This is a genomic window from Streptomyces sp. NPDC023481 (assembly GCF_055560195.1).
This window is the reverse complement of sequence record NZ_JBVHJE010000010.1, coordinates 63,133-87,216: the sequence shown is the minus strand read 5'-3', so window position 1 is coordinate 87,216 and position 24,084 is coordinate 63,133. Positions and strand designations below refer to the sequence as shown.

The 24,084-nt window shown below is 72.6% G+C and carries 20 protein-coding genes; 16 read left to right on the top strand and 4 right to left on the bottom strand.

Features of this window, described 5'->3' with window-relative positions; genetic code table 11:
• The first annotated feature begins 95 nt into the window (after positions 1–95).
• The 5 genes from ACZ3ZD_RS20500 to ACZ3ZD_RS20480 all read left to right on the top strand — a co-directional run bounded on the left by ACZ3ZD_RS20500 (position 96) and on the right by ACZ3ZD_RS20480 (position 6,023).
• Complete coding sequence (locus ACZ3ZD_RS20500; RefSeq protein ID WP_467399183.1) at positions 96–1,289, top strand: argininosuccinate synthase; 1,194 nt, start codon at positions 96–98, stop codon at positions 1,287–1,289.
• 100 nt (positions 1,290–1,389) lie between these two features.
• Positions 1,390–2,817, top strand: a complete 1,428-nt coding sequence (gene argH / locus ACZ3ZD_RS20495) for an argininosuccinate lyase (RefSeq protein ID WP_467399181.1) — start codon at positions 1,390–1,392, stop codon at positions 2,815–2,817.
• 79 nt (positions 2,818–2,896) lie between these two features.
• A complete protein-coding gene (locus ACZ3ZD_RS20490) occupies positions 2,897–3,868 on the top strand; it encodes an aldo/keto reductase (RefSeq protein ID WP_467399180.1) in 972 nt (323 codons plus the stop codon).
• 83 nt (positions 3,869–3,951) lie between these two features.
• Entirely contained in the window at positions 3,952–4,503 is a 552-nt protein-coding gene (locus ACZ3ZD_RS20485) for a TetR/AcrR family transcriptional regulator (protein WP_467399177.1), read from the top strand.
• Positions 4,500–6,023 carry an MFS transporter gene (locus ACZ3ZD_RS20480; protein WP_467399176.1) on the top strand — a complete coding sequence of 508 codons (1,524 nt, stop codon included), beginning with the start codon at positions 4,500–4,502 and terminating at the stop codon, positions 6,021–6,023. The genes ACZ3ZD_RS20485 and ACZ3ZD_RS20480 overlap by 4 nt, the downstream gene beginning before the upstream one ends.
• A gap of 76 nt (positions 6,024–6,099) precedes the next feature.
• Here ACZ3ZD_RS20480 and ACZ3ZD_RS20475 read toward each other — a convergent pair whose 3' ends face one another.
• A complete protein-coding gene (locus tag ACZ3ZD_RS20475; RefSeq protein ID WP_467399173.1) occupies positions 6,100–7,737 on the bottom strand; it encodes a multicopper oxidase family protein in 1,638 nt (545 codons plus the stop codon).
• Positions 7,738–7,861: 124 nt separating this feature from the next.
• Positions 7,862–8,491, bottom strand: a complete 630-nt coding sequence (locus ACZ3ZD_RS20470; RefSeq protein ID WP_467399613.1) for a lysophospholipid acyltransferase family protein — start codon at positions 8,489–8,491, stop codon at positions 7,862–7,864.
• Between the two features lie 385 nt (positions 8,492–8,876).
• Here ACZ3ZD_RS20470 and ACZ3ZD_RS20465 point away from each other — a divergent pair, with 385 nt between their 5' ends.
• The 3 genes from ACZ3ZD_RS20465 (at position 8,877) to ACZ3ZD_RS20455 (ending at position 11,210) form a co-directional block, all read left to right on the top strand.
• Positions 8,877–10,052, top strand: a complete 1,176-nt coding sequence (locus tag ACZ3ZD_RS20465; RefSeq protein ID WP_467399171.1) for a glycerophosphodiester phosphodiesterase — start codon at positions 8,877–8,879, stop codon at positions 10,050–10,052.
• A 108-nt stretch (positions 10,053–10,160) separates the two neighbouring features.
• Positions 10,161–10,667 carry a sigma-70 family RNA polymerase sigma factor gene (locus ACZ3ZD_RS20460; RefSeq protein ID WP_467399169.1) on the top strand — a complete coding sequence of 169 codons (507 nt, stop codon included), beginning with the start codon at positions 10,161–10,163 and terminating at the stop codon, positions 10,665–10,667.
• Between the two features lie 45 nt (positions 10,668–10,712).
• Positions 10,713–11,210, top strand: coding sequence for a GNAT family N-acetyltransferase (locus ACZ3ZD_RS20455; RefSeq protein ID WP_467399166.1), 498 nt, complete (start codon positions 10,713–10,715; stop codon positions 11,208–11,210).
• Positions 11,211–11,239: 29 nt separating this feature from the next.
• On the opposite strand, the gene ACZ3ZD_RS20450 is transcribed toward ACZ3ZD_RS20455, so the two are convergent.
• Together ACZ3ZD_RS20450 and ACZ3ZD_RS20445 are read right to left on the bottom strand one after the other, a co-directional pair.
• Positions 11,240–11,659, bottom strand: a complete 420-nt coding sequence (locus tag ACZ3ZD_RS20450) for a hypothetical protein (protein ID WP_467399165.1) — start codon at positions 11,657–11,659, stop codon at positions 11,240–11,242.
• Between the two features lies 1 nt (position 11,660).
• Positions 11,661–12,020, bottom strand: coding sequence for a hypothetical protein (locus ACZ3ZD_RS20445; protein WP_030343961.1), 360 nt, complete (start codon positions 12,018–12,020; stop codon positions 11,661–11,663).
• Between the two features lie 501 nt (positions 12,021–12,521).
• Between ACZ3ZD_RS20445 and ACZ3ZD_RS20440 the strand changes: the two genes are divergently transcribed.
• The 8 genes from ACZ3ZD_RS20440 (at position 12,522) to cobA (ending at position 23,995) form a co-directional block, all read left to right on the top strand.
• Entirely contained in the window at positions 12,522–13,613 is a 1,092-nt protein-coding gene (locus tag ACZ3ZD_RS20440; RefSeq protein ID WP_467399163.1) for a methionine ABC transporter ATP-binding protein, read from the top strand.
• Positions 13,610–14,347, top strand: coding sequence for a methionine ABC transporter permease (locus ACZ3ZD_RS20435; RefSeq protein WP_467399160.1), 738 nt, complete (start codon positions 13,610–13,612; stop codon positions 14,345–14,347). Before ACZ3ZD_RS20440 ends, ACZ3ZD_RS20435 begins: the two co-directional genes overlap by 4 nt.
• A 66-nt stretch (positions 14,348–14,413) precedes the next feature.
• Positions 14,414–15,241: a MetQ/NlpA family ABC transporter substrate-binding protein gene (locus ACZ3ZD_RS20430; protein ID WP_467399158.1), complete on the top strand. Its 828-nt coding sequence runs from the start codon at positions 14,414–14,416 to the stop codon at positions 15,239–15,241.
• Positions 15,242–15,262: 21 nt separating this feature from the next.
• Entirely contained in the window at positions 15,263–16,090 is an 828-nt protein-coding gene (locus ACZ3ZD_RS20425; RefSeq protein WP_467399155.1) for a MetQ/NlpA family ABC transporter substrate-binding protein, read from the top strand.
• A 161-nt stretch (positions 16,091–16,251) separates the two neighbouring features.
• Positions 16,252–16,890: a GNAT family N-acetyltransferase gene (locus tag ACZ3ZD_RS20420; RefSeq protein ID WP_467399153.1), complete on the top strand. Its 639-nt coding sequence runs from the start codon at positions 16,252–16,254 to the stop codon at positions 16,888–16,890.
• 92 nt (positions 16,891–16,982) lie between these two features.
• On the top strand, positions 16,983–18,230 hold the full coding sequence (gene cbiE / locus ACZ3ZD_RS20415) for a precorrin-6y C5,15-methyltransferase (decarboxylating) subunit CbiE (RefSeq protein WP_467399150.1): 1,248 nt from the start codon (positions 16,983–16,985) through the stop codon (positions 18,228–18,230).
• Positions 18,231–18,573: 343 nt separating this feature from the next.
• Positions 18,574–22,620 carry a nicotinate-nucleotide--dimethylbenzimidazole phosphoribosyltransferase gene (gene cobT, locus ACZ3ZD_RS20410; protein WP_467399148.1) on the top strand — a complete coding sequence of 1,349 codons (4,047 nt, stop codon included), beginning with the start codon at positions 18,574–18,576 and terminating at the stop codon, positions 22,618–22,620.
• A 142-nt stretch (positions 22,621–22,762) separates the two neighbouring features.
• The gene (gene cobA, locus ACZ3ZD_RS20405; protein WP_467399145.1) at positions 22,763–23,995 is read left to right on the top strand and encodes a uroporphyrinogen-III C-methyltransferase; all 1,233 of its coding nucleotides are present in this window, start codon (positions 22,763–22,765) and stop codon (positions 23,993–23,995) included.
• The last annotated feature ends 89 nt before the right edge of the window (positions 23,996–24,084 follow it).

Here is a 24,084-nt window from a genome sequence, read left to right as displayed (position 1 = left end):
GCCGTGAAATTTCGCGCCCGCCGAGGCTGATTGACGAATCATGCAGAACCCTGCATACTCATGCATGTCAGCGAATGCACTGTGAGGAGAAACCCGTGACCGAGCGCGTCGTACTCGCCTACTCAGGCGGTCTGGACACCTCCGTCGCCATCGGCTGGATCGCCGAGGAGACGGGCGCCGAGGTCATCGCCGTTGCGGTCGACGTCGGCCAGGGCGGCGAGGACCTGGACGTCATCCGCAAGCGCGCCCTCGCGTGCGGGGCCGTCGAGGCCGAGGTCGCCGACGCCAAGGACGAGTTCGCCGACGAGTACTGCCTCCCGGCGATCAAGGCCAACGCCCTCTACATGGACCGCTACCCGCTGGTCTCCGCCCTGTCCCGGCCGACGATCGTCAAGCACCTCGTCGCCGCCGCCAAGAAGCACGGCGCCACCACGGTCGCCCACGGCTGCACCGGCAAGGGCAACGACCAGGTCCGCTTCGAGGCCGGCATCGTCGCCCTCGCCCCCGACCTCAAGTGCATCGCCCCGGTCCGCGACTACGCGATGACCCGGGACAAGGCGATCGCCTTCTGCGAGGCCAAGCAGCTCCCGATCGCCACCACGAAGAAGTCCCCGTACTCCATCGACCAGAACGTCTTCGGGCGCGCGGTCGAGACGGGCTTCCTGGAGGACATCTGGAACGCCCCGATCGAGGACATCTACGAGTACACCTCCAACCCGGCCGTCCCCCGCGAGGCCGACGAGGTCGTCATCTCCTTCAAGGAGGGCGTCCCGGTCGCCGTCGACGGCAAGCCCGTCACCGTCCTGCAGGCCATCCAGCAGCTCAACGAGCGCGCCGGCGCCCAGGGCATCGGCCGGATCGACATGGTCGAGGACCGCCTGGTCGGCATCAAGTCCCGCGAGGTCTACGAGGCCCCCGGCGCGATCGCCCTGATCACCGCCCACCAGGAGCTGGAGAACGTCACCGTCGAGCGCGAGCTGGCCCGCTACAAGCGGCAGGTCGAGCAGCGCTGGGGCGAGCTGGTCTACGACGGCCAGTGGTTCTCCCCGCTCAAGCGCGCCCTGGAGGGGTTCGTCAACGAGGCCAACCAGCACGTCACCGGGGACATCCGGATGACCCTGCACGGCGGCCGCGCCGTCGTCACCGGCCGGCGCTCGACGGAGTCGCTGTACGACTTCAACCTCGCCACCTACGACACGGGCGACACCTTCGACCAGTCGGCGGCCAAGGGCTTCATCGACATCTACAGCCTGTCGTCGAAGATCGCCGCCAAGCGGGACCTGGCGTAACGCCCCCGGGTCACCTCCCACGCATCAGCTGACAGCCGCCTCCTCACCTGGAAGGGTGGGGAGGCGGCCGCACACAGCCATCTTCCGAGGAGCAACGCAAGTGAGCAGCAACAGCGGTGACGTACGGCTCTGGGGCGGCCGTTTCGCCGACGGTCCCGCCGAGGCCCTGGCGAAGCTGTCCGCCTCCGTCCACTTCGACTGGCGGCTCGCGCCCTACGACATCGCCGGCTCGCGTGCCCACGCGCGCGTCCTGCACAAGGCGGGCCTGCTCACCGAGGACGAGCTGACGCGCATGCTCGCCGGTCTCGACCGGCTGGAGGCCGACGTCGCCGACGGCTCCTTCGTCGGCACGATCGCCGACGAGGACGTCCACACCGCCCTGGAGCGCGGCCTGCTGGAGCGCCTCGGCCCCGACCTCGGCGGCAAGCTCCGGGCCGGCCGGTCCCGCAACGACCAGGTCGCCACCCTGTTCCGGATGTACCTGCGCGACCACGCCCGGATCGTCGGCGGTCTGCTCGCCGACCTCCAGGACGCCCTGATCGGCCTGGCCGAGGCCCACCCGGACGTGGCGATGCCCGGCCGCACCCACCTCCAGCACGCCCAGCCGGTGCTCTTCGCCCACCACGTCCTCGCGCACGTCCAGTCCCTGTCCCGGGACGCGGAGCGCCTGCGCCAGTGGGACGACCGCACGGCCGTCTCCCCGTACGGCTCGGGCGCCCTGGCCGGCTCCTCCCTGGGCCTGGACCCGGAGGCCGTGGCCGAGGACCTCGGCTTCGAGCACGGCAGCGTCGGCAACTCCATCGACGGCACCGCCTCCCGGGACTTCGTCGCCGAGTTCGCCTTCATCACGGCGATGATCGGCGTGAACCTCTCCCGGATCGCCGAGGAGATCATCATCTGGAACACGAAGGAGTTCTCCTTCGTCACCCTGCACGACGCGTTCTCCACGGGCTCGTCGATCATGCCGCAGAAGAAGAACCCGGACATCGCCGAGCTGGCCCGGGGCAAGAGCGGGCGGCTCATCGGCAACCTCACCGGCCTGCTCGCCACCCTCAAGGCCCTGCCGCTCGCCTACAACCGCGACCTCCAGGAGGACAAGGAGCCGGTCTTCGACTCCTGCGACCAGCTGGAAGTGCTGCTGCCCGCCTTCACCGGCATGATCGCCACCCTCACCGTCCACCGCGAGCGCATGGAGGAACTGGCCCCGGCCGGCTTCTCGCTCGCCACCGACATCGCCGAGTGGCTGGTCAGGCAGGGTGTGCCGTTCCGCGTGGCGCACGAGGTCGCGGGGGAGTGCGTCAAGGTCGCCGAGGCCGAGGGCAAGGAGCTGGACGACCTCACGGACGAGCAGTTCGCGAAGATCTCCGCCCACCTCACGCCCGAGGTCCGCTCCGTCCTCAACGTCCCGGGCGCCCTCGCCTCCCGCAACGGGCGCGGCGGTACGGCCCCGAGCGCGGTCGCGGCCCAGCTGGCGGAGGTCAGGGCGGACGTGGCGGACCAGCACGCCTGGGCGACGGCCCGGCGGTAGAGGGACGCGGCGCACCCGAAGGTCATCGCGGGTTACGTTGGTCGGGAGCCGAACCGGAGCCGACCCGACGGAGCCCGTGATGCCCTTCGCCCGACTGGCAACAGCAACCACGCCCACCTGCCACATCGGCCTGGGCCTCGCCGCCGTCGGCCGCCCCGGCTACATCAACCTCGGCCGGGACGAGGACCTCGGCGCGGACCGCAGCGCGGACGCGTTGCGGGCCCGTACCCACGAACTCCTCGACGCGGCCTACGCGCAGGGCGTCCGCTACTTCGACGTCGCCCGCTCCTACGGCCGCTCCGAGGAGTTCCTCGCCGACTGGCTGGCCGCCCGCCCCGACATCACCGACGCGGTGGTCGGCAGCAAGTGGGGCTACACCTACACCGCCGGCTGGTCGGCGCACGCGGAGACACACGAGGTCAAGGACCACGGCCTCGCCACCTACGAACGGCAGCGCGCCGAGACCGACGCCCTGCTCGGCGACCGGCTCGACCTCTACCAGATCCACTCGGTGACCCCGGACAGCCCCGCCCTCACCGACAAGGACCTGCACGCCCGGCTGGCGGAGGCCGCCGCCGGGGGCCTCACCGTCGGCTTCTCCACCAGCGGCCCCGCCCAGGCCGACGCCATCCGCGCCGCCCTCGCCGTCACGGTCGACGGCGAGCCCCTCTTCCGTACCGTCCAGTCGACCTACAACGTCCTGGAGCCCTCCGCAGGCCCCGCGCTCGCCGAGGCGCACGACGCCGGGCTCACCGTGATCGTCAAGGAGGGCATGGCCAACGGCCGGCTGGCCGCACCGCACGCCCCGGACGCGCTGCGGGCCGTGGCCGCCGCGACCGGGCTCGGCTGCGACGCGGTCGCCCTCGCCTGGATCCTGTCCCGGCCCTGGGCCGGGGTCGTCCTCTCCGGCGCCGCGACCGTCCCCCAGCTCCTCTCCAACCTCCACGCCCCCGCCGTGGACCTCGACGCGGACCAGCTGACCCGCCTCGCCGCGCTCGCCGAGGAGCCGCGCGCCTACTGGGAGCGGCGCGGACAGCTGCCCTGGCACTGACGCCTCACCCGCCCGACCAGCGGACATGATGCACGCATGCCTTCCTTGAGACATGAATGTCTCATGTGGGCTATGCTTGTCTCATGCCCCTCGACCGTGACCACGTGCTGCGCAGCGCGGCCGCCCTGCTGACCCGCAGATCCACCGCGACCATGGACGAGGTCGCCAAGGCCGCCGGGATCAGCCGGGCCACACTGCACCGGCACTTCGCCGGCCGCGACGCGCTCGTCCGGGCGCTGGAGCAGCTCGGCATCGCGGAGTGCGAGGGCGCGCTGGACCGGGCCCGGCCGGAAGAGGGCCCCGCCGCCGAGGCCGTACGCCGGCTGGTGCGCGAGATCCAGCCGGCCGCCGGCCTGCTCGCGTTCCTCTACGGCGAGAACCAGCTGTGGGAGACCGACCGGCAGCACGAGGGCTGGCAGCGCCTGGACACCCGCATCGGCGCCCTGTTCCAGCGGGGCCAGCGCGACGGCGCGTTCCGCATCGACCTCAGCCCCGTCTGGCTCACCGAGGCCCTGTACGGGCTGATCGCCTCGTGCGCCTGGGCCACCCTGGACGGCCGCGTGGCCTCCCGGGACTTCCCCACCATGATCGCCGAGCTGCTGCTCGGCGGCGCTCTGCGAAGAGAGGAACCATGACCAGCACCGTGCGGCCGGCACAGGCGACCGAGGCGGTGAAGCGCCCGGGCCGCTGGCTCGCGCTGTCCGTCCTCGTCCTGGCCGTGCTGCTGGTGGCCGTCGACGCCACCGTCCTCGGCCTGGCGACCCCCTACATCAGCGAAGACCTCCACCCCTCCGGCACCCAGCTGCTGTGGATCGGCGACGTCTACTCCTTCGTCATCGCCGGTCTCCTCGTCTCCATGGGCAGCCTCGGCGACCGCATCGGCCGCAAGCGCATCCTGCTGAGCGGCGCCACGGCGTTCGGCGCGCTGTCCGTGCTCAACGCCTACGCGACGACCCCCGAACTGATGATCCTGGCCCGGGCGCTGCTCGGCGTCGCCGGCGCCACCCTGATGCCGGCCACCCTGGCCCTGATCCGCAACATCTTCCACGACGCGCGCGAGCGCAGCCTCGCCGTCGGCATCTGGGGCGCCACCGCCTCCGCCGGCACGGCCGTCGGCCCGATCACCGGCGGGTTCCTCCTGGAGCACTTCTGGTGGGGCTCGGTCTTCCTGATCAACCTGCCGGTGATGGCCGTCCTGGTCCTGGTCGGCATCCGCACCCTGCCCGAGTCCCGCAACCCCCGCCCGGGTCCGTGGGACCTGAGCAGCGTCCTGCTGTCCCTGGTCGGCATGATCGCCCTGGTCTACGCCGTCAAGGAGGCCGCCACCCACGGCGTCACCGGGACGAGTCTGGGCACCGGCCTGCTGGGCGCGGCCGCCCTCGTCGGCTTCGTCCACCGCCAGCTCACCATGCCGGTCCCGCTGCTGGACATGCGGCTGTTCCGGTGCCGGGGCTTCAGCGGGGCGGTCCTCGCCGACCTGCTCACCGTCCTCGGCATGTCCGGCCTGGTGTTCTTCCTCTCCCAGTACCTGCAACTCGTCCAGGGCCGGCGCCCGTTCGAGGCGGGCCTCGCCGAACTGCCCGCGGCGGTGGGCGCGGTCGCGGCCGGCCTGGTCGCGGGCCGCACCGCCCGCCGGTTCTCGGTCCGTGCGGTGGTCTCGGGCGGCCTGGCCGCCGTGGGCATCGCCCTGGCGGCCCTGACCACGCTCGGCCAGTCCACCGGCTACCCGGTCCTCGGCGCCGCCCTGCTGGTCGTGGGCGTCGGCGCGGGCTTCTCCTTCACGGTGACCGCCGACGTCATCCTCTCCAGCGTCCCCAGGGACCAGGCGGGCGCGGCCTCGGCGGTCTCCGAGACGGCGTACGAACTGGGCGCCGCCCTGGGCATCGCCCTCCTCGGCTCCATCGTGACGGGCGTCTACCGCGGCTTCACGGGCCCGGCCGGCACCCCGGCCGGCGCCCACGAGTCGCTGGGCGCGGCGGTGGAGACCGCGGCGGACCTGCCCGCGCACCAGGCCGAGGCCCTGCTCGCCGCGGCCCGCGACTCCTTCGTCCACGGCCTCCACCTGGCCTCGGCGGCGGGCGCGGCGGTCCTCCTGGCGGCGGCGGCGGTGGCCTGGCTCCTGCTGAAGGACCAGAAACTGGACAGCGCGGGCTGAGACGGGCCCGGCGAAGGGCGCGGGGAACCGCGCGGGGAACCACCGCCCCGCACCCGCGCCCGGGCCGCGCCCGACCTCAGCGCTTGTAGCCCAGCACCGTCATCATCCCGCTCTCCGAGTGGTACTGGTTGTGGCAGTGCAGCATCCACAGCCCCGGGTTGTCCGCGTCGAAGTCGAGTACCAGCTTCCGGTGCGGCAGCACCAGCGCGGTGTCCTTGCGCGCCCCCACCGAGTCGAGACCGGCGAGCGAGAACGTGTGTCCGTGCAGATGCATCGGATGCCACATGTCCGTGGCGTTGATGAGCGTCAGCCGCACCCGCTCACCCGCGTGGACCGGGTGCCGCTGGGCCACGGAGTACGCCTTGTGGTCGAACCCCCAGTCGAACTTCGCCATGGTCCCGGTGATCCTGATGCGCATCTCGCGGTCGGGGTGACGGTCCGCCAGGGCCACGGACTCGTCGGGCAGGAGACGGCGCGCGGGGACGGTGTTGCCGTCCAGCTCGTCCGGGTGGACATCGGCCGGGGGCAGCCTCTTGCCCGTCTTGGCGGTGCTCAGCACGGCCAGGGCCCTGCCCTGCTTGCCCTCGGGCAGCGCGACCAGCGGGAAGACGCCGTCCTTGACGGTGACGAGGACGTCGTAGCGTTCCGCCATGCCGATGAGCAGGGCGTCGGTCTGCTTGTGCTTCACCGGGTAGCCGTCGGTGTGGGTGACGGTCATCGTGTGGTCGCCCAGCGCGACCCGGAAGGCGGTCTCGGAACCGGCGTTGATGATGCGCAGCCGCACCCGGTCGCCGGGACGGCAGCGGAACACCGACGGGTTGCCGGGCAGCCGGCCGTTGACCAGGTAGTGCGGGTAGGCGACGCTGCCGCCGTCCCCGTGGAGCATGCGGCTGTGCGAGTCGCGCAGCACCCGGTCGGGCCCCGCCCACTTGTGGTGCGGTGACGGGTGCGCGCTCGCCTTGTGGCCGGGGCTCGCACTGCCGTGGCCGGGCCCCATGGCCATCTTCCCCATGCCGCCCATGTCCATGGCGCCGCCGGGCTTGAGCTGCTCCAGGACGCCGTCGGGGGTGGAGCCCTGCACGCCGTCCAGCCAGTCGTCGATGACGACGACCCACTCCTTGTCGTAGGAGAGGCGCTCCTTGGGGTCTTCCACGACGAGCGGTGCGTACAGGGCCCGGTCGGGCTGCATCCCCACGTGGGAGTGGAGCAGGTAGGTGCCCGGGTGCTTCGCGACGAAGTGGTAGCGGAAGTCGTCCCCGGAGGCGATGGCCCGCTGGGTCAGGTCCGGCACGCCGTCCATGTCGCAGCGCAGCCGCACCCCGTGGGAGTGCAGCGTGGTGCTGGCGGGCAGCCGGTTGGCGAGCGTGAGGTCGAGTACGTCACCGGCCGTCACCCGCACCAGCGGGCCCGGCACCTCCTCGTTGTACGCCCAGGTGCGGACCGTCCGGCCGCCCAGATCCAGCTTGTTTTCGGCGGCGGTGAACCGGAAGGTGCGGACGTGGCCCGCGCCCCGTTTCCGCTCGGCCGCCAGGACCTCCGGGTCCGACGGGTTGACGTACCCCCGGGGCCCGGGTGGGACGAACTTCCCCCCGTCGCCCGCGTGTTGGGGCCCGGAACCGGGCTCGGACCCGGAGCCGGTGCAGGCCGCCAGGAGTCCCGCGCCGGCGGCGGCGATCGGGGTACGGAGCAGAGTACGCCGAGAAGGTTTGTGCATGTCTGCATCAGACATGTTGTGTGGTGATACAGCCGCCTTCATACGGCCGAATGCCCGATGTGTCGGTGCAGATTCCACCGGCAGGCGGACGGACACCCGTACGGCACCGCCCCGTCGGACCGATCTAGGCGGCCTTCGCCTTCGTGGCGTACATGTCGACGTACTCCTGGCCCGACAGGCGCATGACCTCGGCCATGACGGAGTCCGTCACCGCGCGCAGCACATAGCGGTCCCGGTCCATGCCCTCGTACCGCGAGAACTCCATCGGCTCGCCGAAGCGGACGGTGACCCGGCCCGGCCGCGGGATGCCCCGGCCGCCCGGCTGCAGCTTGTCCGTGCCGATCATCGCGAACGGCACCACCGGCGCGCCGGTCATCAGGGTCAGGCGGGCGATACCGGTACGGCCCCGGTACAGCCGGCCGTCGGGGGAGCGGGTGCCCTCGGGGTAGATGCCGAAGACCCGGCCCTCCTCCAGGATCCGACGCCCGGTCATGAGGGCGGCGACACCGCCGTTCGCGCCGTCGCGGTCCACCGGGATCATGCCGACGCCGGTGAAGAACCAGGCCATCAGCCGGCCCTTGACGCCCTTGCCGGTGACGTACTCGTCCTTGCCGATGAAGCACACCTGCCGCTTGGTGACCACCGGCAGCACGATGGAGTCGATGAACGTGAGGTGATTACCGGCCAGAATCACCGGGCCGTCCCCCGGGATGTTCTCCGCGCCCTCCACCTGTGGGCGGAACATCAGGCGCATGATCGGTCCGAGCACTGCCTTGATGAGCGCGAAGCGGGACAACGGGTCCTCCGATGTCAAGGGGGGCGATATGAGTCTGTGCAGGTGAGGACATTACTCGCGGCGCCGGGCCGCGCGCACATCGGGGAGGCCCGGTTCACCGATGCCTTACGAAGTGTTGACACGGGTTTACCTGCGGTGGCGTGCGCAGGACGGCGCGTAACCGCCTTGCGGGATGTGACGGACATCGCGCGGACCGGACGCCCGGACCCGACGAACCGTCACCTTCCGCCGTTCGCAGGACACCCGACCGCATCCTGGTGTTCGAACCGTGGCCTCCCGTCGGCCATGTGGACGACCCTACGATCGGGCCGCACCGACGAACGAAAGCGGCAGGAGGGCGCTCATGGACAGCGACCAGGGGAACGGGCAGGGCCAGGCGACGGGACGGCGGGCGCTGCTCGGCGCCGCGGTGCTCGGCGCGGGCGGAGCGGTCCTCGGACTGCCCGGCGCGGCCCGCGCCGCCGGGACCCGGCCGGCCGGACACGGCGGGCGCGGGCTCAGGAGCCTGCCGGTGCCGACGGTCATCGGCCACCGCGGCGCCAGCGGCTACCGCCCCGAGCACACCTTCGGCTCCTACGAGCTGGCCCTGGACCTCGGCGCCGACGTGGTCGAGGCGGGCGACCTGGTGCCCACCAGGGACGGCCACCTGGTCTGCCGGCACGAGCCGGAGATCGGCGGCACCACGGACGTCGCCTCCCACCCGGAGTTCGCCGACCGCAGGACCACCAAGGTGCTGGACGGCGTCTCCACCACCGGCTGGTTCACCGAGGACTTCACGCTCGCCGAGCTGAAGACGCTGCGCGCCGTGGAGCGCATCCCGGCCAACCGGCCGCACAACACCCTCTACAACGGCCGCTGGGAGATCCCCACCTTCGAGGAGGTCCTCAGGTGGCAGGACGAGCAGGCGCGCAAGCGCGGCCGGGACGTCTGGATATACCCCGAGACCAAGCACCCCACGTACTTCCGCAAGCTGGGCCTCGGCCTGGAGGAGCGGGTGGCGAAGCTGCTGCGCAAGTACGGCAAGGACGGCCGCGACTCCCCGGTCATCCTGCAGTCCTTCGAGCCCACCAGCATCCAGCGGCTGAACCGGCTCGTCGACAACCCGCTCGTCGTCCTGCTCTCCACGGCCGACAGCCGCCCCTACGACTTCGTCGAGGCCGGCGACCCGCGGACGGTCGCCGACCTCATCACGCCCAAGGGCCTGCGCGAGATCGCCGGCTACGCCCAGGGCATCGGCCCCACCCTGGACCTGGTCATCCCGAAGAACGCGGACGGCACCCTGGCCGAGCCGACCACACTCGTCGCCGACGCGCACAGGGTCGGCCTCGTCCTGCACCCGTACACCATGCGCAACGAGAACCCCTTCCTGCCGGCCGAGTACCGCAAGGGCGGCGCGGCCGACGCCTACGGTGACGCCTTCGGCGCCTTCAAGCGGTACTTCGCCACCGGGATCGACGGCGTCTTCACCGACAACGCCGACACCGGGGTGCTCGCCCGCGCCGACTTCCTGAAGGACTGACCCCGGCAGGGGCCGACCGCGTCAACCACCGCACCGACCCGCACCCCGTTCGGGGTGACTGTGCGCCGCCCCGGCAACCCGCCGCCGGGGCGGCTCGTCGTTCCGCATATGACGCCCGACCTGGTAGCCGCCCTGCACCCCCTGCTCACCGCCGAGGCCTCCGCCGAGGCATATGCCGCCGGAGGCGAGCCCGGCGATCTGGAGCAGGCCGTCTGGGTGCGGCTGCTGGAACGGCTGGCGACCGACGGGCCACCGCTGGACCCCCCGGGCTGGCTGCGCCGGGCCGTCCGCGCCGAGGCCCGCCGCAGCCGCCGCACCACCCGCCTGGAACGGCCGTACGAGGGGGAGCCGGCCGACGACCGCGGCCCCGGGCCCGAACAGCACGCCCTGACCGCCGCCCGGTACCGCGCGCTGCGGGACGCGGTCCGCCGGCTGCCCGGCCGCTGCCCCCGCCTTCTGGAGGCGCTGCTCTCACCGAAGGACCTGACATACCGGGAGATCGCGGGGGAGTTGGGTATCTCACAGGGCAGTCTCGGCCCGGAACGCTCCAGATGTCTGGGATGTCTGCGCCGATTGCTCACCCCGGAGGTTGCGGCCTGCGAAGCGCGGGGATAGGAGTAGGCGACGACCGATGATCAGGTGAGCGGGAGGCGTGCGCACATGGGCATGAGCGTGACCATCTCGGTGGCGACCGAGCAGGACGCGGAGCAGATCTTCCGTCTCCAGTACCTGTGCTTCCAGAGCGAGGCGGCGCTGTACGGCAACTACCGCATCGACCCGCTCGTGCAGACCCTGGACTCCGTCCGTCAGGAGGTCGCCTCCGACTGCGTCTTCGTCGCCCGGCTCGGCGAGGAGGTGGTGGGCTCGGTGCGCGGCAAGCTCACCGAGGACGGCGCGGCGGCCATCGGCAAGCTCTGCGTCCACCCCCGCCTCCAGGGCCACGGCATCGGCGCGCGGCTGCTGCGGGCGGCGGAGTCGGCACTCGCCCAGGAGCGCGGCGCGACCCGGTTCCGCCTGTTCACCGGCCACCGCAGCGAGGGCAACCTGCGCCTGTACCGCCGCTCCGGCTACGAGACGGTGGGCAGGTCCAAGGGCGCGGACGGAGTGGACCTGATCATCCTGGAGAAACCGGCGGGAACGTACGCCACCACGGCGTGAGGCGGCGCACCGCGTCTGCCGGGCGTGCTTCAGGCCTGCCGCCCGGCAGGCGCCTTCCGCAGCCAGTACATCGCGGACAGCGGCAGCAGCACCGGGATGAAGACGTAACCCATCCCGTACTGGGACCACACGGTCGCGTCCGGGAAGGCGGACGGCTCCACCAGGGTCCACGTGCCGACCACGAGGACGCCCACCAGTTCGGCCGCGCAGCAGACGAACGCGGCCCGGCGCGCCGTCTCCCCGCCGCGCACCAGCGTGTACGTGATGAACCCGTACACCAGCCCCGCCACCGCTGACAGGGAGTAGGCGAGCGGCGCCCGGTGGAACTCCGTGGCGATCTGGTAGGCCGAGCGCGACACCGCGCCGACCACCATCACGCCGTAGAACCAGACCAGCAGCATGCCCGGCCCGCTGATCAGCCGGGTCGGCTTCTCCTGCACTGCGGTCACCTCAGCCTCCCCAGATGTCGTAGAGCCGTACTTCCAGGACGGCCAGCACCACTCCGCCGGCCGCGACCGTCACCGAGCCCCAGCGGGTCCGCTCGGCCAGCGACATCAGGCCCGCCGCCGGTACGCACGCGAACGCGCCCAGCAGATACGCCACGAAGATCGTCGTACCCTGCTCCGGCTTCTCGCCCCGCGCCAGCTGCACGATCCCGATCACCAGCTGGACGACGGCCAGCAGCGACACCACGGCCATGCCGATGAAGTGCCAGTCCTTCGTCGGCTGGTCACGGTACGCGGCCCAGCCGCACCACGCGGCGAGCAACAGCGCGGCGACCCCGGTCACCAGCGTCAGGACGTTGAGCATGCCGTGACCTTATTACGGCGCAAACGGGCGCGAGCCGCCGCCCCCGCCCCGGGGCCCCGGACGGGGACCCCCGTCCGCGGCCGGCGCGGCCACCGTGGCGTTGGCCACAACCCGGCGGGCACGGGAGCGGGACGCCCGCCCGGGGACGCGGGCCGGTCGGCCTTGTCGGCACTGGTCACCGACGGGGCGGCGCGGAGCGCCGTCCGCGGCGGGACACCCGGCCGTCCCTGTCCGCGACTGTCCAGCATGCGGACGGCGGCGGCCGGTCAGGACCGTCCTTCTGGTTTACTGATCGCATGACCACGACGAGCTGCCGCACCCTTGCGACCGAGGCGACCATGACGCCCGGTGCTCGTTGTATGTGTCGCCTGATGTGTCGAATGCGCGCCTTCTAGAGGGCCCCCGCATCAGCTGAGCCTCGCGCCCCGAAGCGAGAGTCGTGGCACGTCCGTGCGCCGCAGGCCGTACGCGACGAAGAACCACCCTCCATGCCGGAACCGCATGCACCCGTGCCCGGGCACACCCACGCCCGTGCACTCGACAGTGACGGAAACCCACGTGATCACCACCTCGGGCCTGACCAAGGTCTACCGCTCCCGCGGCCGTGAGGTCACCGCCCTCGACGGCGTCGATCTCCACGTCCGCGAAGGCGAGGTCTACGGCGTCATCGGCCAGTCCGGCGCCGGCAAGTCCTCCCTCATCCGCTGCGTCAACCTGCTGGAGCGCCCCACCTCCGGCACCGTGACCGTCGCCGGGCAGGACCTCACCGCCCTGGCCGGCCGCGGCCCGCGCGCCGGCAGGGAACTGCGCCGGGCGCGCAGCCGGATCGGCATGGTCTTCCAGCACTTCAACCTGCTCGCCTCGCGGACCGTGCAGGACAACGTCGAACTGCCGCTGGAGATCCTCGGCCAGAGCGGCAGGGCCCGCTCCCGCAAGGCGCTGGAACTGCTCGACCTGGTCGGCCTCGCCGACAAGGCCAAGGCCTACCCCGCCCAGCTCTCCGGCGGCCAGAAGCAGCGCGTCGGCATCGCCCGCGCCCTCGCCGGCGACCCCAAGGTGCTGCTCTCCGACGAGGCCACCAGCGCCCTCGACCCCGAGACCACCCGCTCCATCCTCCAGCTGCTGCGCGACCTGAACCGGCAGCTGGGCCTGACCGTCCTGCTCATCACCCACGAGATGGACGTCGTGAAGTCGGTCTGCGACTCGGCCGCCCTGATGGAGCGCGGCCGGATCGTGGAGTCCGGCACGGTCAGCGAACTGCTCGCCACCCCCGGCTCCGAGCTGGCCGCCGCGCTGTTCCCGGTGAGCGGCGAGCGCACCGGCGCCGACCGGACCGTCCTCGACATCACCTTCCAGGGCGAGGCCGCCACCCAGCCGGTCATCTCCCAGCTGTCGCGCACCTACAACATCGACATCTCGATCCTCGGCGCCGCCATCGACACCGTCGGCGGCCTCCAGATCGGCCGCATGCGCATCGAACTGCCCGGCCGGTACGAGGACAACGTGGTGCCGGTCGGCTTCCTGCGCGAACAGGGCCTGCAGATCGACGTCGTGGGCCAGGAGAGCCTGCTGGTGAAGGAAGGTGCCAAGTGACCTGGTCGGAGATGCAGCCGCTGCTGTCCCAGGCGTGTTCCGAGACGCTCACCATGGTGCTCTGGTCCACCCTGATCGCCGTCGTCGTGGGCCTCCCGCTCGGCATCCTGCTCATTCTCACCGAGCGTGGCGGCCTGCTCCAGAACGTCGTCGCCAACAAGGTCATCGGCCAGATCGTGAACATCGGCCGGTCCATGCCGTTCATCATCCTGATGGTCGCGCTGATGAGTTTCACCCGCTGGGTCACCGGCACCACCATCGGTACGACCGCGGCGATCGTGCCGCTCGCCGTCGGCGGCATCCCCTTCTTCGCGCGCCTGGTCGAGACGGCCGTCCGCGAGGTGGACCACGGCCTGGTCGAGGCCGTGCAGTCCATGGGCGGCAACTCCTGGACGATCGTCCGCAAGGTCCTGATCCCGGAGGCGCTGCCCTCGCTGATCGCCTCCACCACGACCACGATCATCGCGCTCATCGGCTACTCCGCCATGGCCGGCACGGTCGGTGGCGGTGGCCTCGGCGACCTCGCCGTCCGCTACGGCTACCAGCGCTTCGAGACCCAGCTGATGTGGATCACCGTGGCGGTGCTCGCCGTCGCCATCTCGCTCATCCAGTTCGCCGGCGACTTCGCCGCCCGCCTGCTGCACAGCAGGGGCGGCCGGTCCGGCCCCGCGCCCAAGCTCCGCCTGCTGAAGGCCAAGGAGCCCGCGGCGGCCGACGTCAGCAAGGTCGCGTAAGACACCCCCAGGCTCCCCGTTCACCCGTACACGGGGTCGCACCACCCTGAAGGAAAGGCACTTTTCGTGCGTAACACCGCCAAGCTCACCACCGCCGTCCTCGCCGCCGGAGCCCTCACCCTCGGGCTGACCGCCTGCGGCTCCGGCAAGGACTCCGGCTCCTCCGGCACCGGCCCCCTGGTCGTCGCCGCGAGCCCGACCCCCCACGCCGAGATCCTGGACTTCGTCAAGGACAAGCTGGCGAAGAAGGCCGGCCTCGACCTGCAGGTCAAGGAGTTCACCGACTACATCACGCCGAACACGGCGACCGAGGACGGCTCGGTGGACGCCAACTACTTCCAGAACCAGCCGTACCTGGACGACTTCAACCAGAAGCACGGCACCCACATCGTGCCCGTCGTCACGGTGCACCTGGAGCCGCTCGGCCTCTACTCCCACAAGGTCAAGAAGGCCGACGCCCTCAAGAGCGGTGCGACCATCGCCGTCCCGAACGACGCCGTCAACGAGGCCCGCGCCCTGAAGCTGCTCGCCGCCCACGGGCTCATCGCCCTCAAGGACGGCGTCGGCAACGAGGCCACCCCGCAGGACATCACCAAGAACCCCAGGAACCTCAAGTTCAAGGAGGTCGAGGCGGCCCAGACCGCGCGCTCCCTGGACGACGTGGACGCGGCCGTGATCAACGGCAACTACGCCATCTCGGCCGGCATCAAGCCTGCCAAGGAGGCGCTGGTCCTGGAGTCCCCGAAGAACAGCCCCTACGGCAACTTCCTCGCCGTGAAGAAGGGCAACGAGTCGGACCCGCGGATCAAGAAGCTCGCCAAGCTCCTCACCTCGCCCGAGGTGAAGAAGTTCATCGAGGACAAGTACCAGGGCTCCGTCATCCCGTCGTTCTGATCCGCCAGGGGGACCGAAGCGATGCGCACGCCCTTCGTCGCCGTCGCCGCGGCGGCCCTGGCCCTCGGCCTCACCGCCTGCGGTTCCGGCACGGACTCCGGCGAGGGCGGTGGCAAGGACGGCACCCTCGTCGTCGGCGCCACCGCCGTCCCGGCCGGCGAGGTGCTCACCTATGTCAGGGACCACCTCGCCGCCAAGGCCGGCCTGAAGCTGGAGATCAAGGAGTTCACGGACTACGTCCTGCCGAACACCGCCCTCCAGGAGGGCGAGCTGGACGCGAACCTCTACCAGAACCAGCCCTACCTGGACGACTTCAACAAGTCCAAGGGCACCGACCTGGTCTCGGTCGTCAAGCCCTACCTGCCGCCCATGGGCGTCTACTCCCACAAGGTCGGCAAGGTCACCCGGCTCGCCGACGGAGCCACCGTCGCCGTGCCCGGCGACACGACCAACGAGGGCCGCGCCCTGAAGCTGCTGGCCGCCGGCGGACTCATCGGACTCCGGGCCGGCGCCGGCACCGACGCGACTCCCGCGGACGTCACCACCAACCCCCGGCACCTCAGGTTCCGGGAACTGGAAGCCGCCCAGCTGCCCCGCTCGCTGGACGACGTCGACGCCGCGGTCATCAACAACAACTACGCCCAGGACGCGGGCCTGAGCCCCACCAAGGACGCGATCCTCCTGGAGTCGGCGAAGGACAACCCCTACGCCAACCTCCTCGCCGTCAAACGCGGCAACGAGGACGACCCGCGGGTCAGGAAGCTCGCCGCGCTGCTCGTCTCGCCCGAGGTACGGACGTTCATCAAGGACAGGTACCACGGCTCCGTCCTGCCGGTGACCGGCGGCTGACGGCACGCGCACGGCGTTCGGCCACGCACGGGGTCCGCTCCCTCACCGGGTGTGGACCCCGTCGTGCGGTTCGGTGGTTTCATGCTGCATGCTGGGCAGTTCAGCAGGCCTGACGGCCCGTACGGTCTGTCGAGGAATTTCCGAAGGTTACGGAGCGGCGCATGACGAGCACCTTCCCCAACATCTCCATCAGCACGGAGCGGTTGGTGCTGCGTCCCCTGGACGAGGACGACGTGCCCGCCCTGGCCGAGATGATGAACGACGAGCAGGTCGTCGCCTGGACCACCGTCGCCCACCCCTACACCGAGGCCGACGCCCGCGAGTGGATCACCCGGCGGGCCCCCGGGGAGCGCACCGCGGGCCGCGGCATCGTCCTCGCCGTCACCGAGTTCCTCACCCAGCGGCTCGTCGGCATCGTCCACCTCAGGAACACCGACTGGCGCGTCCGGGCCAGCGAGATCGCCTACGTCGTCGCCCCCTGGGCCCGCGGCGAGGGCTACGCCTGTGAAGCCGTCCTCGCCACCGCCCAGTGGCTGTTCCACGACCGCGGGTTCGAGCGGCTCGAACTGCGCACCCCCGCCGACAACACCGCCTCCCAGCAGGTCGCCCAGAAGATCGGCTGCATCAGCGAGGGCGTCCTGCGCAACGCCTGGATAGCCCGGACCCGGACCGAGGACGGCGGCTGGACCGACGTGCGCACCGACGTCATCGTCTGGAGCCTGCTGCCCGAGGACCTCGCCGGCGCCGGTGAGCAGCTCGCCGACACGGGCGGCTTCACCTCCTACTCGGACTGGGACTGAGCCCGCCCCGGCTCCACCAGGTACCCTCACGGAGCCCGCCCCGGGCTTCCTCTTCCCGAAGACCCGCGCAGAACCCCTGGAGACTGACGACGATGGCCGACCGGGTCACGGTGATCGGCTGGGACGGCTCGCCGCTGACCACCGCGGCACGCGCCGCCCTCGGCGCCGCCACCCTCGTGGCCGGTGCCGCCCACCACCTGGCGCTGCCCGAGGTGCCGCCCGCCGCCGAACGCGTACGCCTCGGCAGCCTCGCCCTCGCCGCCCGCCGTATCGCCGCCCACCGCGGCACCGCCGTGGTGCTCGCGGACGGCGACCCCGGCTTCTTCGGGGTCGTACGCACCCTGCGCGCACCGGAGTTCGGCCTGGAGGTGGAGGTCGTACCCGGCGTCTCCTCGGTCGCCGCTGCCTTCGCCCGCACCGGCATGCCCTGGGACGACGCCCAGATCGTCGTCGCCCACCCGCGCACCCTGCGCCGGGCCGTGAACGTCTGCCGCGCCCACACCAAGGTCGCCGTCCTCACCTCCCCGGGCGCGGGCCCCGCCGAACTCGGCCTGCTGCTGGAGGGCGTGCACCGCACCTTCGTCATCTGCGAGGAACTGGGCACCGAGCGCGAACAGGTCAGCATCGTCACCTCCGACAAGGCCGCCGACCACACCTGGCGCGATCCCAACATCGTCATCGTCATCGGCGGGCCCGTCGGCGCCGGCGAGAGCGGCGGCTGGATCGCCGGCCGCGACCCGGGCACCGGCCCGCGCGGCTGGGTGCAGCCCGACGAGAGCTACGGCGCCGGACCGGGTGGCGGACCGGACTCCGGGCCCGGTGCCGGTCTGGGCGAGGGCGAGACGGAACTGCTGCGCGCCGCCCAGCTGGCCCGCCTCGGGCCGCGGATCGGCGACCTCGTGTGGGACATCGGCTGCGGCAGCGGGGCGTTCGCCGCCGAGGCCGCGCGCGCCGGCGCCGCCGTCATCGCCGTCGACCACGACCCCGCCGCCTGCGCCCGCACCGACGCCGCCGCACGCCGGTTCGGGGTCCAGCTCCAGCTCGTCAACGGCAGTGCCCCGCACGTCCTGGAGAGCCTGCCCGAGCCGGACGTCGTACGGGTCGGCGGCGGGGGGCCGGCCGTCGTCTCCGCGGTCGCCGACCGGCGCCCGCAGCGCATCGTCACGCACGCCGCGACCCGCGACGCCGCCGAACGCGTCGGCCGCGACCTGACCGAGCACGGGTACCGGGTCGAGTGCGCCCTGCTCCAGTCCGTCGCCCTCGACACCCGGGCCTGGACGGAGACCGAGCGGAACGTGGCGTTCCTGCTCAGCGGGGTACTGCCGGATCGTGCCCGGTGATCGGGTTGTCGTACCACGCGCTGTAGGCTGGCCGATCGTTGTACCGCACCGGTGGCCCGAACTTCGTTCGCCAATGTCCGGAACGCACGCCCGTTTTGGGGTGGGTGCGGTACTGCGGAACCGGAGGACGCGCAACGTGGCGCAGTCCACAGCGGGCTGTCGCGGATCACGCTGTCGCGATGGTGGCACGACCGGGACAATGCCACTGAATGGCTTTGTCGCCTTTTCCGGCGGGTCGTTCGTGCCGCTGGGCAAGGACGCTCGTTCTTCACTGCGGGGCGGTCGGTGCGCCGTTCCGGGTGAGCTGGTCGTAGGAGCACAAACCGATGGGCGAGGGGTACGCATGACCGACACCGGCCAGGTCCCGGGCGAGGGGCAGCCGGAGAGCGCAGGCATGGTGGAGCAGCCGGGCGTCCCCGCGCACGGTGCGTACACCTACCTCTCCGAGGCCCCCGCCGAGGACGAAGACCTGCTGCTGCCGGGTGCCCAGGGCGCGTGGGGCAACGAGGTGCCGCCACCCGCCCCGCAGCCGGTGGTGGAGGCCGTCCACGAGCCGGGCCCGCACGAGACCGCCGGCCGCGACAGCGGCTCGGTCGACCTGAACGGTGTCCGGCTGCCCGACTCGGGCCCCGTCTCCGCCACCCCGTCGCCCATCCTCTCGGCACCGCACGACCCGGCGGCCGCCCCGCAGCCGCCGCGCCGGCCGCTGCACCTCGGCCCGCCGATCCCCGACACCTCCGCGAGCCCGGTCCGCTCCCTCGCCGACCGCGGCCCCGCCGGAGCGCCGGTACGGCAGCCCGGACCCGAGTACCTCGACGCCCAGCCGCTGCGCGAGATGGCTCCGCAGAACGCGGCCCCCTGGGGCGCGGCCCCGGCGCAGACCGTGGCACCGGCTGCGGAAACGGTTGGTCCGGCCGAGCAGACGATGGCCCGCCTCGCGACCCAGGCGGCGGCCCCGGCCCCGGCCGACACCGCCCGGGCACCCGTCGTGCACAGCCACGACGGGGTCCAGCCGGTCCACGCCCATGACGGCGTGTACACGGCGGAGACGCCTTCGGCGGGGCCGGTCGCCGAGGGTGCCCCGGTCGCCGTGGAGGTTCCCGTTGCCGCGGGTTCCGGTGCCGGTACGGCTGCCGTGGCGGAGTCGGCCGTACCGGTTGCCGAGGGTGCCGTAGCCGCCCCCGAGGAGGCGCAGGTCGCCGAGGCGCGGGTGCCGGGCGACGGACAGGCCCAGCCCATGCCGCAGTCGCCGGTGGCGGACTCGCCGGAGCAGGCCGTTCCGGTCGAGGCACCGGAGAGCGCGGTGGCCGGTCCGGCGCCGGCCGGGACGCCCGTCGCCGACGCGGCTCAGCCCGCCGAGCCGGAGGGCACGCCGACCGAAGCGGTGCAGCCCGAGCAGGCGCAGGCTGCCGCTGCCGCGCCGGTGCAGGTGCCGGATGCCGTGCAGCCCGAGGAAGTCGTTCAGCCCGTCGAAGAGCCGCAGGGCGCCGCGGCCGTGCAGGCCCCGGATGCCGTGCAGCCCGCGGAAGCCGCCCAGTTGGTCGAAGAGCCGCAGGTCGCTGCCGTGCAGCCCAGCGACGTGGCTGAACCGGTTGCCGCCCCGCAGGCCGCCGCGGCCGTGCAGGCCCCGGATGCCGTGCAGCCCGCGGAAGCCGCCCAGTTGGTCGAAGAGCCGCAGGTCGCCGTCGTCGTGCAGCCCGCCGACGTGGCTGAACCTGTTGCCGCTCCGCAGGCCGCCGCCCCGGTGCAGGTCCCGGACGCCGTGCAGCCCACGGAAGCCGCCCAGCCCGCCGAAGCACCGCAGGCCGCCGAGGCCGAGCCGGTCGCGGCCGCCGAGCCGGTCGCCGACGCCCCGCAGCCCGCCGCCGTAACGCCGCCGCAGGTGCCCGTCGCCCTCCAGGACACGCCCGAGGTGGCCGACGTGCCCACCGTCCAGAGCGCGCCCCTGCCCGCCGAGGCAGCGGTTGCCGTCCAGGCCCCGGCCGCGGAGCCCGTCGCCCCCGAGGCCACGGCCCAGCCGGCCCCCGACGCCGTCCCGGAGCCCGCCCCGGCCGCCCCCCACGCCGACGCGCAGCAGCCCGTTGCCGCGGAGGCGGCCGAGTCGGCCGTGTTCCACACCGCCCAGGGACCGCAGCTCGCCGAGGGTGCCCCGTACGACGCCCCGGCCGCACCGGAGGCCGCCGTGGCGCCCGCGGAGGGTGCGGAGCAGCGGCTGCCGTCCGGCCTGCCGGAGCAGCCGTTCGGGCAGTTCGTGCCGGTGGAGGGCCAGGTCCCCACCACCCCGCACCTCGCGCCCACCCCGCCGCAGCCCCTGGTGCTGCCCGCACAGGACCCGCAGGGCCCGCGGGAAGTGCCGGAGCAGCCCGACCAGACGGAACAGCCCCAGCAGGCGGAACCGCAGGAACTGCAGGAACCGCAGGAACAGGCTGAGCAGCCGGAACTGACCGAGCAGCCGGAACTGACCGAGCAGCCGGAGCAGCCGGAGGCGGTCGCCACGGTGCCCGCGCCGCGCGAGGGCGACTCGGACGTCGTACCGGCCGCACCCGAAGCCGAGCAGCCCGCCCCCGAGGTCGTACAGGACGCGGAGGACCTGCGGACCGCTGCCGCGGAGCAGGAAGAGGGCACGGCCGCCGGGGTGGAGGCACGTCGGTCCGCCGGTCCGGCCGCGCCCGGTTACGCCGACGCCGAGCGCCAGGCCGTACTGAAGGTCATGCGCGAGCGCCGTGACATCCGCAACGGCTTCCGCAGCGACCCCATCCCGCACGAGGTGCTGCTGAGAGTCCTGGAGGCCGCGCACACCGCGCCGTCCGTGGGCCACTCGCAGCCCTGGGACTTCGTCGTCATCCGGTCCGCCGAGACCCGGCGGACGATGCACGAACTGGCGATGCGGCAGCGCGAGGCGTACGCCAAGTCGTTGCCGAAGGGCCGGGCGAAGCAGTTCAAGGAACTGAAGATCGAGGCCATCCTCGACACCCCGGTCAACATCGTCGTCACCGCCGACCCCACCCGCGGCGGCCGGCACACCCTCGGCCGCTACACCCAGCCGCAGATGGCGCCCTACTCCTCGGCGCTCGCGGTGGAGAACCTCTGGCTCGCCGCCCGCGCCGAAGGCCTCGGCGTCGGCTGGGTCAGTTTCTTCGACGAGCGGGAGATGGTCCGCGCGCTCGGCCTGCCCGAGCACCTGGAGGTCGTCGCCTACCTGTGCGTCGGGTACGTCGACGAGTTCCCGGACGAGCCGGAGCTGATCCAGGCCGGCTGGTCCAAGCGGCGCCCCCTGTCCTGGGTGGTGCACGAGGAGACGTACGGCCGCCGTGCCCTGCCCGGAGAGGAACCCCACGACCTGCTCGCCGAGACCGTCGCACAGATCCGCCCGCTCGACGCCAAGGCGCTCGGCGAGGCGTGGGAGCGCCAGAAGCGCATGACCAAGCCGGCCGGCGCGCTCGGCATGCTGGAGATCATCTCCGCGCAGCTGTCCGGGCTGTCCCGGCAGTGCCCGCCGCCGATCCCGGAGCCCGCCGCCGTCGCCATCTTCGCCGGCGACCACGGTGTGCACGCCCAGGGCGTCACCCCCTGGCCGCAGGAGGTGACCGCCCAGATGGTGGCCAACTTCCTCGGCGGGGGAGCCGTCTGCAACGCCTTCGCCGCCCAGGTCGGCGCCGAGCTGTGCGTCGTGGACGTGGGCGTGGCCGCCGACCTGCCGGCCACGCCGGGCCTGCTGCCGCGCAAGATCCGCGGGGGCACGTCCGACATGACCACCGGCCCCGCCATGACCCGCGAGGAGGCCAAGGCGGCCATCGAGGTCGGCATCGAGACCGCCCGCGACCTGGTGGCGGCCGGCAACAAGGCGCTGCTCACCGGCGAGATGGGCATCGCCAACACCACCGCGTCCGCCGCGCTGATCTCCGTCTTCACCGGCGCCGACCCGGCCGAGGTGACCGGGCGCGGCACCGGTATCAACGACGAGACGCTGGCCCGCAAGACCGAGGTGGTCCGCCGCGCGCTGGAACTCCACCAGCCGGACCCGGCCGACCCGATCGGCGTCCTCGCGGCGGTCGGCGGCTTCGAGCACGCGGCCATCGTCGGCCTGCTGCTCGGCGGCGCCTCGCTGCGTACGCCGGTGATCCTGGACGGCGTCAGCGCCGGTGCCGCGGCCCTGGTCGCCCGCGCCATCGCGCCCGAGGTGCTCGCGGCCTGCATCGCCGGGCACCGCAGCGCCGAGCCCGGCCACGTCGCCGCCCTCAACAAGCTGGGCCTGCGCCCCCTGGTCGACCTCGACCTGCGCCTCGGCGAGGGCACGGGCGCCCTGCTCGCCCTGCCTCTGGTGCAGAGCACCGCGCGGGCGATGCACGAGGTGGCCACGTTCGATTCGGCGGGGGTCACCGAGAAGTAGGCCCACGGGGGAGGGGTGGTCCGGTGTTCAGCTGTCGGACCACCCGTGTCCCGTGGCCTGCCCACCGCTTAAAATCTGCACGTCAGGGCCGCTCCGAAGGTGCAGCGCGCCCATCGCACAGCTGCACGAGGAGCCGCCCCTCATGGCCGAACACCCCGCCTACCCCGTAGGTCTCCGCCTCTCCGGCCGCCGCGTGGTCGTCCTCGGCGGCGGCCAGGTCGCCCAGCGCCGCCTCCCGGCGCTGATCGCGGCCGGTGCGGACCTCGTCCTCGTCTCCCCGCACGCGACGCCCTCGGTCGAGGCCATGGCGGACGCGGGGGAGATCACCTGGGTGCGGCGCGCCTACCAGGACGGCGACCTCGCCGAGGCCTGGTACGCCCTCATCGCCACCAGCGACCCCGAGGCCAACGCCGCCGCCTCCGCGGAGGCGGAGCGCCGGCGCGTGTGGTGCGTCCGCTCCGACGACGCCGACCAGGCGACCGCCTGGACCCCGGCGACCGGCCACAGCGAGGGCGTCACCGTCGCCGTGCTCACCACGCACGCGCGGGGCCGTGACCCCCGGCACACCGCCGCCATCCGGGACGCGGTCGTGGAGGGCCTGCGCGACGGCACCCTCGTCGCCCCGCACCACCGCACCCGCACCCCCGGCGTTGCCCTGGTCGGGGGCGGTCCCGGTGACCCCGATCTGATCACGGTCCGCGGCCGGCGGCTGCTCGCCGAGGCGGACGTCGTCATCGCCGACCGGCTCGGCCCGCGCGACCTGCTCGCCGAACTCCCGCCGCACGTCGAGGTGATCGACGCGGCGAAGATCCCGTACGGCCGTTACATGGCCCAGGAGGCCATCAACAACGCGCTCGTCGAGCACGCCAAGCAGGGCAAGGCGGTGGTCCGGCTCAAGGGCGGCGACCCGTTCGTCTTCGGCCGGGGCATGGAGGAGGTCCAGGCGCTCGCCGAGGCCGGCATCCCGTGCACGGTGGTGCCGGGGATCTCCAGCTCGATCTCGGTGCCGGGCGCGGCCGGCATCCCGGTCACGCACCGGGGCGTCGCCCACGAGTTCACGGTCGTCAGCGGCCATGTCGCCCCGGACGACGAGCGCTCGCTGGTGGACTGGCCGTCCCTGGCGAAGCTGACCGGGACGCTGGTGATCCTGATGGGCGTCGACAAGATCGGGAAGATCGCCGAGACCCTCGTCGCGCACGGCAGGTCGCCGCTGACGCCGGTCGCGCTGGTGCAGGAGGGTACGACGGCCGCGCAGCGGCGCGTGGACGCCACCCTGGCCACGGTCGCCGAGACGGTACGGTCCGAGGACGTGAAGCCCCCGGCGGTCATCGTCGTCGGCGAGGTCGTCCGGGTCGGCCCGAAGACCCCGGCGTGAGACCCCGTACCGTCTCCGCGCGACAGCCGACGACCTTGGCTTGATCACGCGTAACCCGGGGTAACCCACCCCTTCCCAGCCGTTGGCAC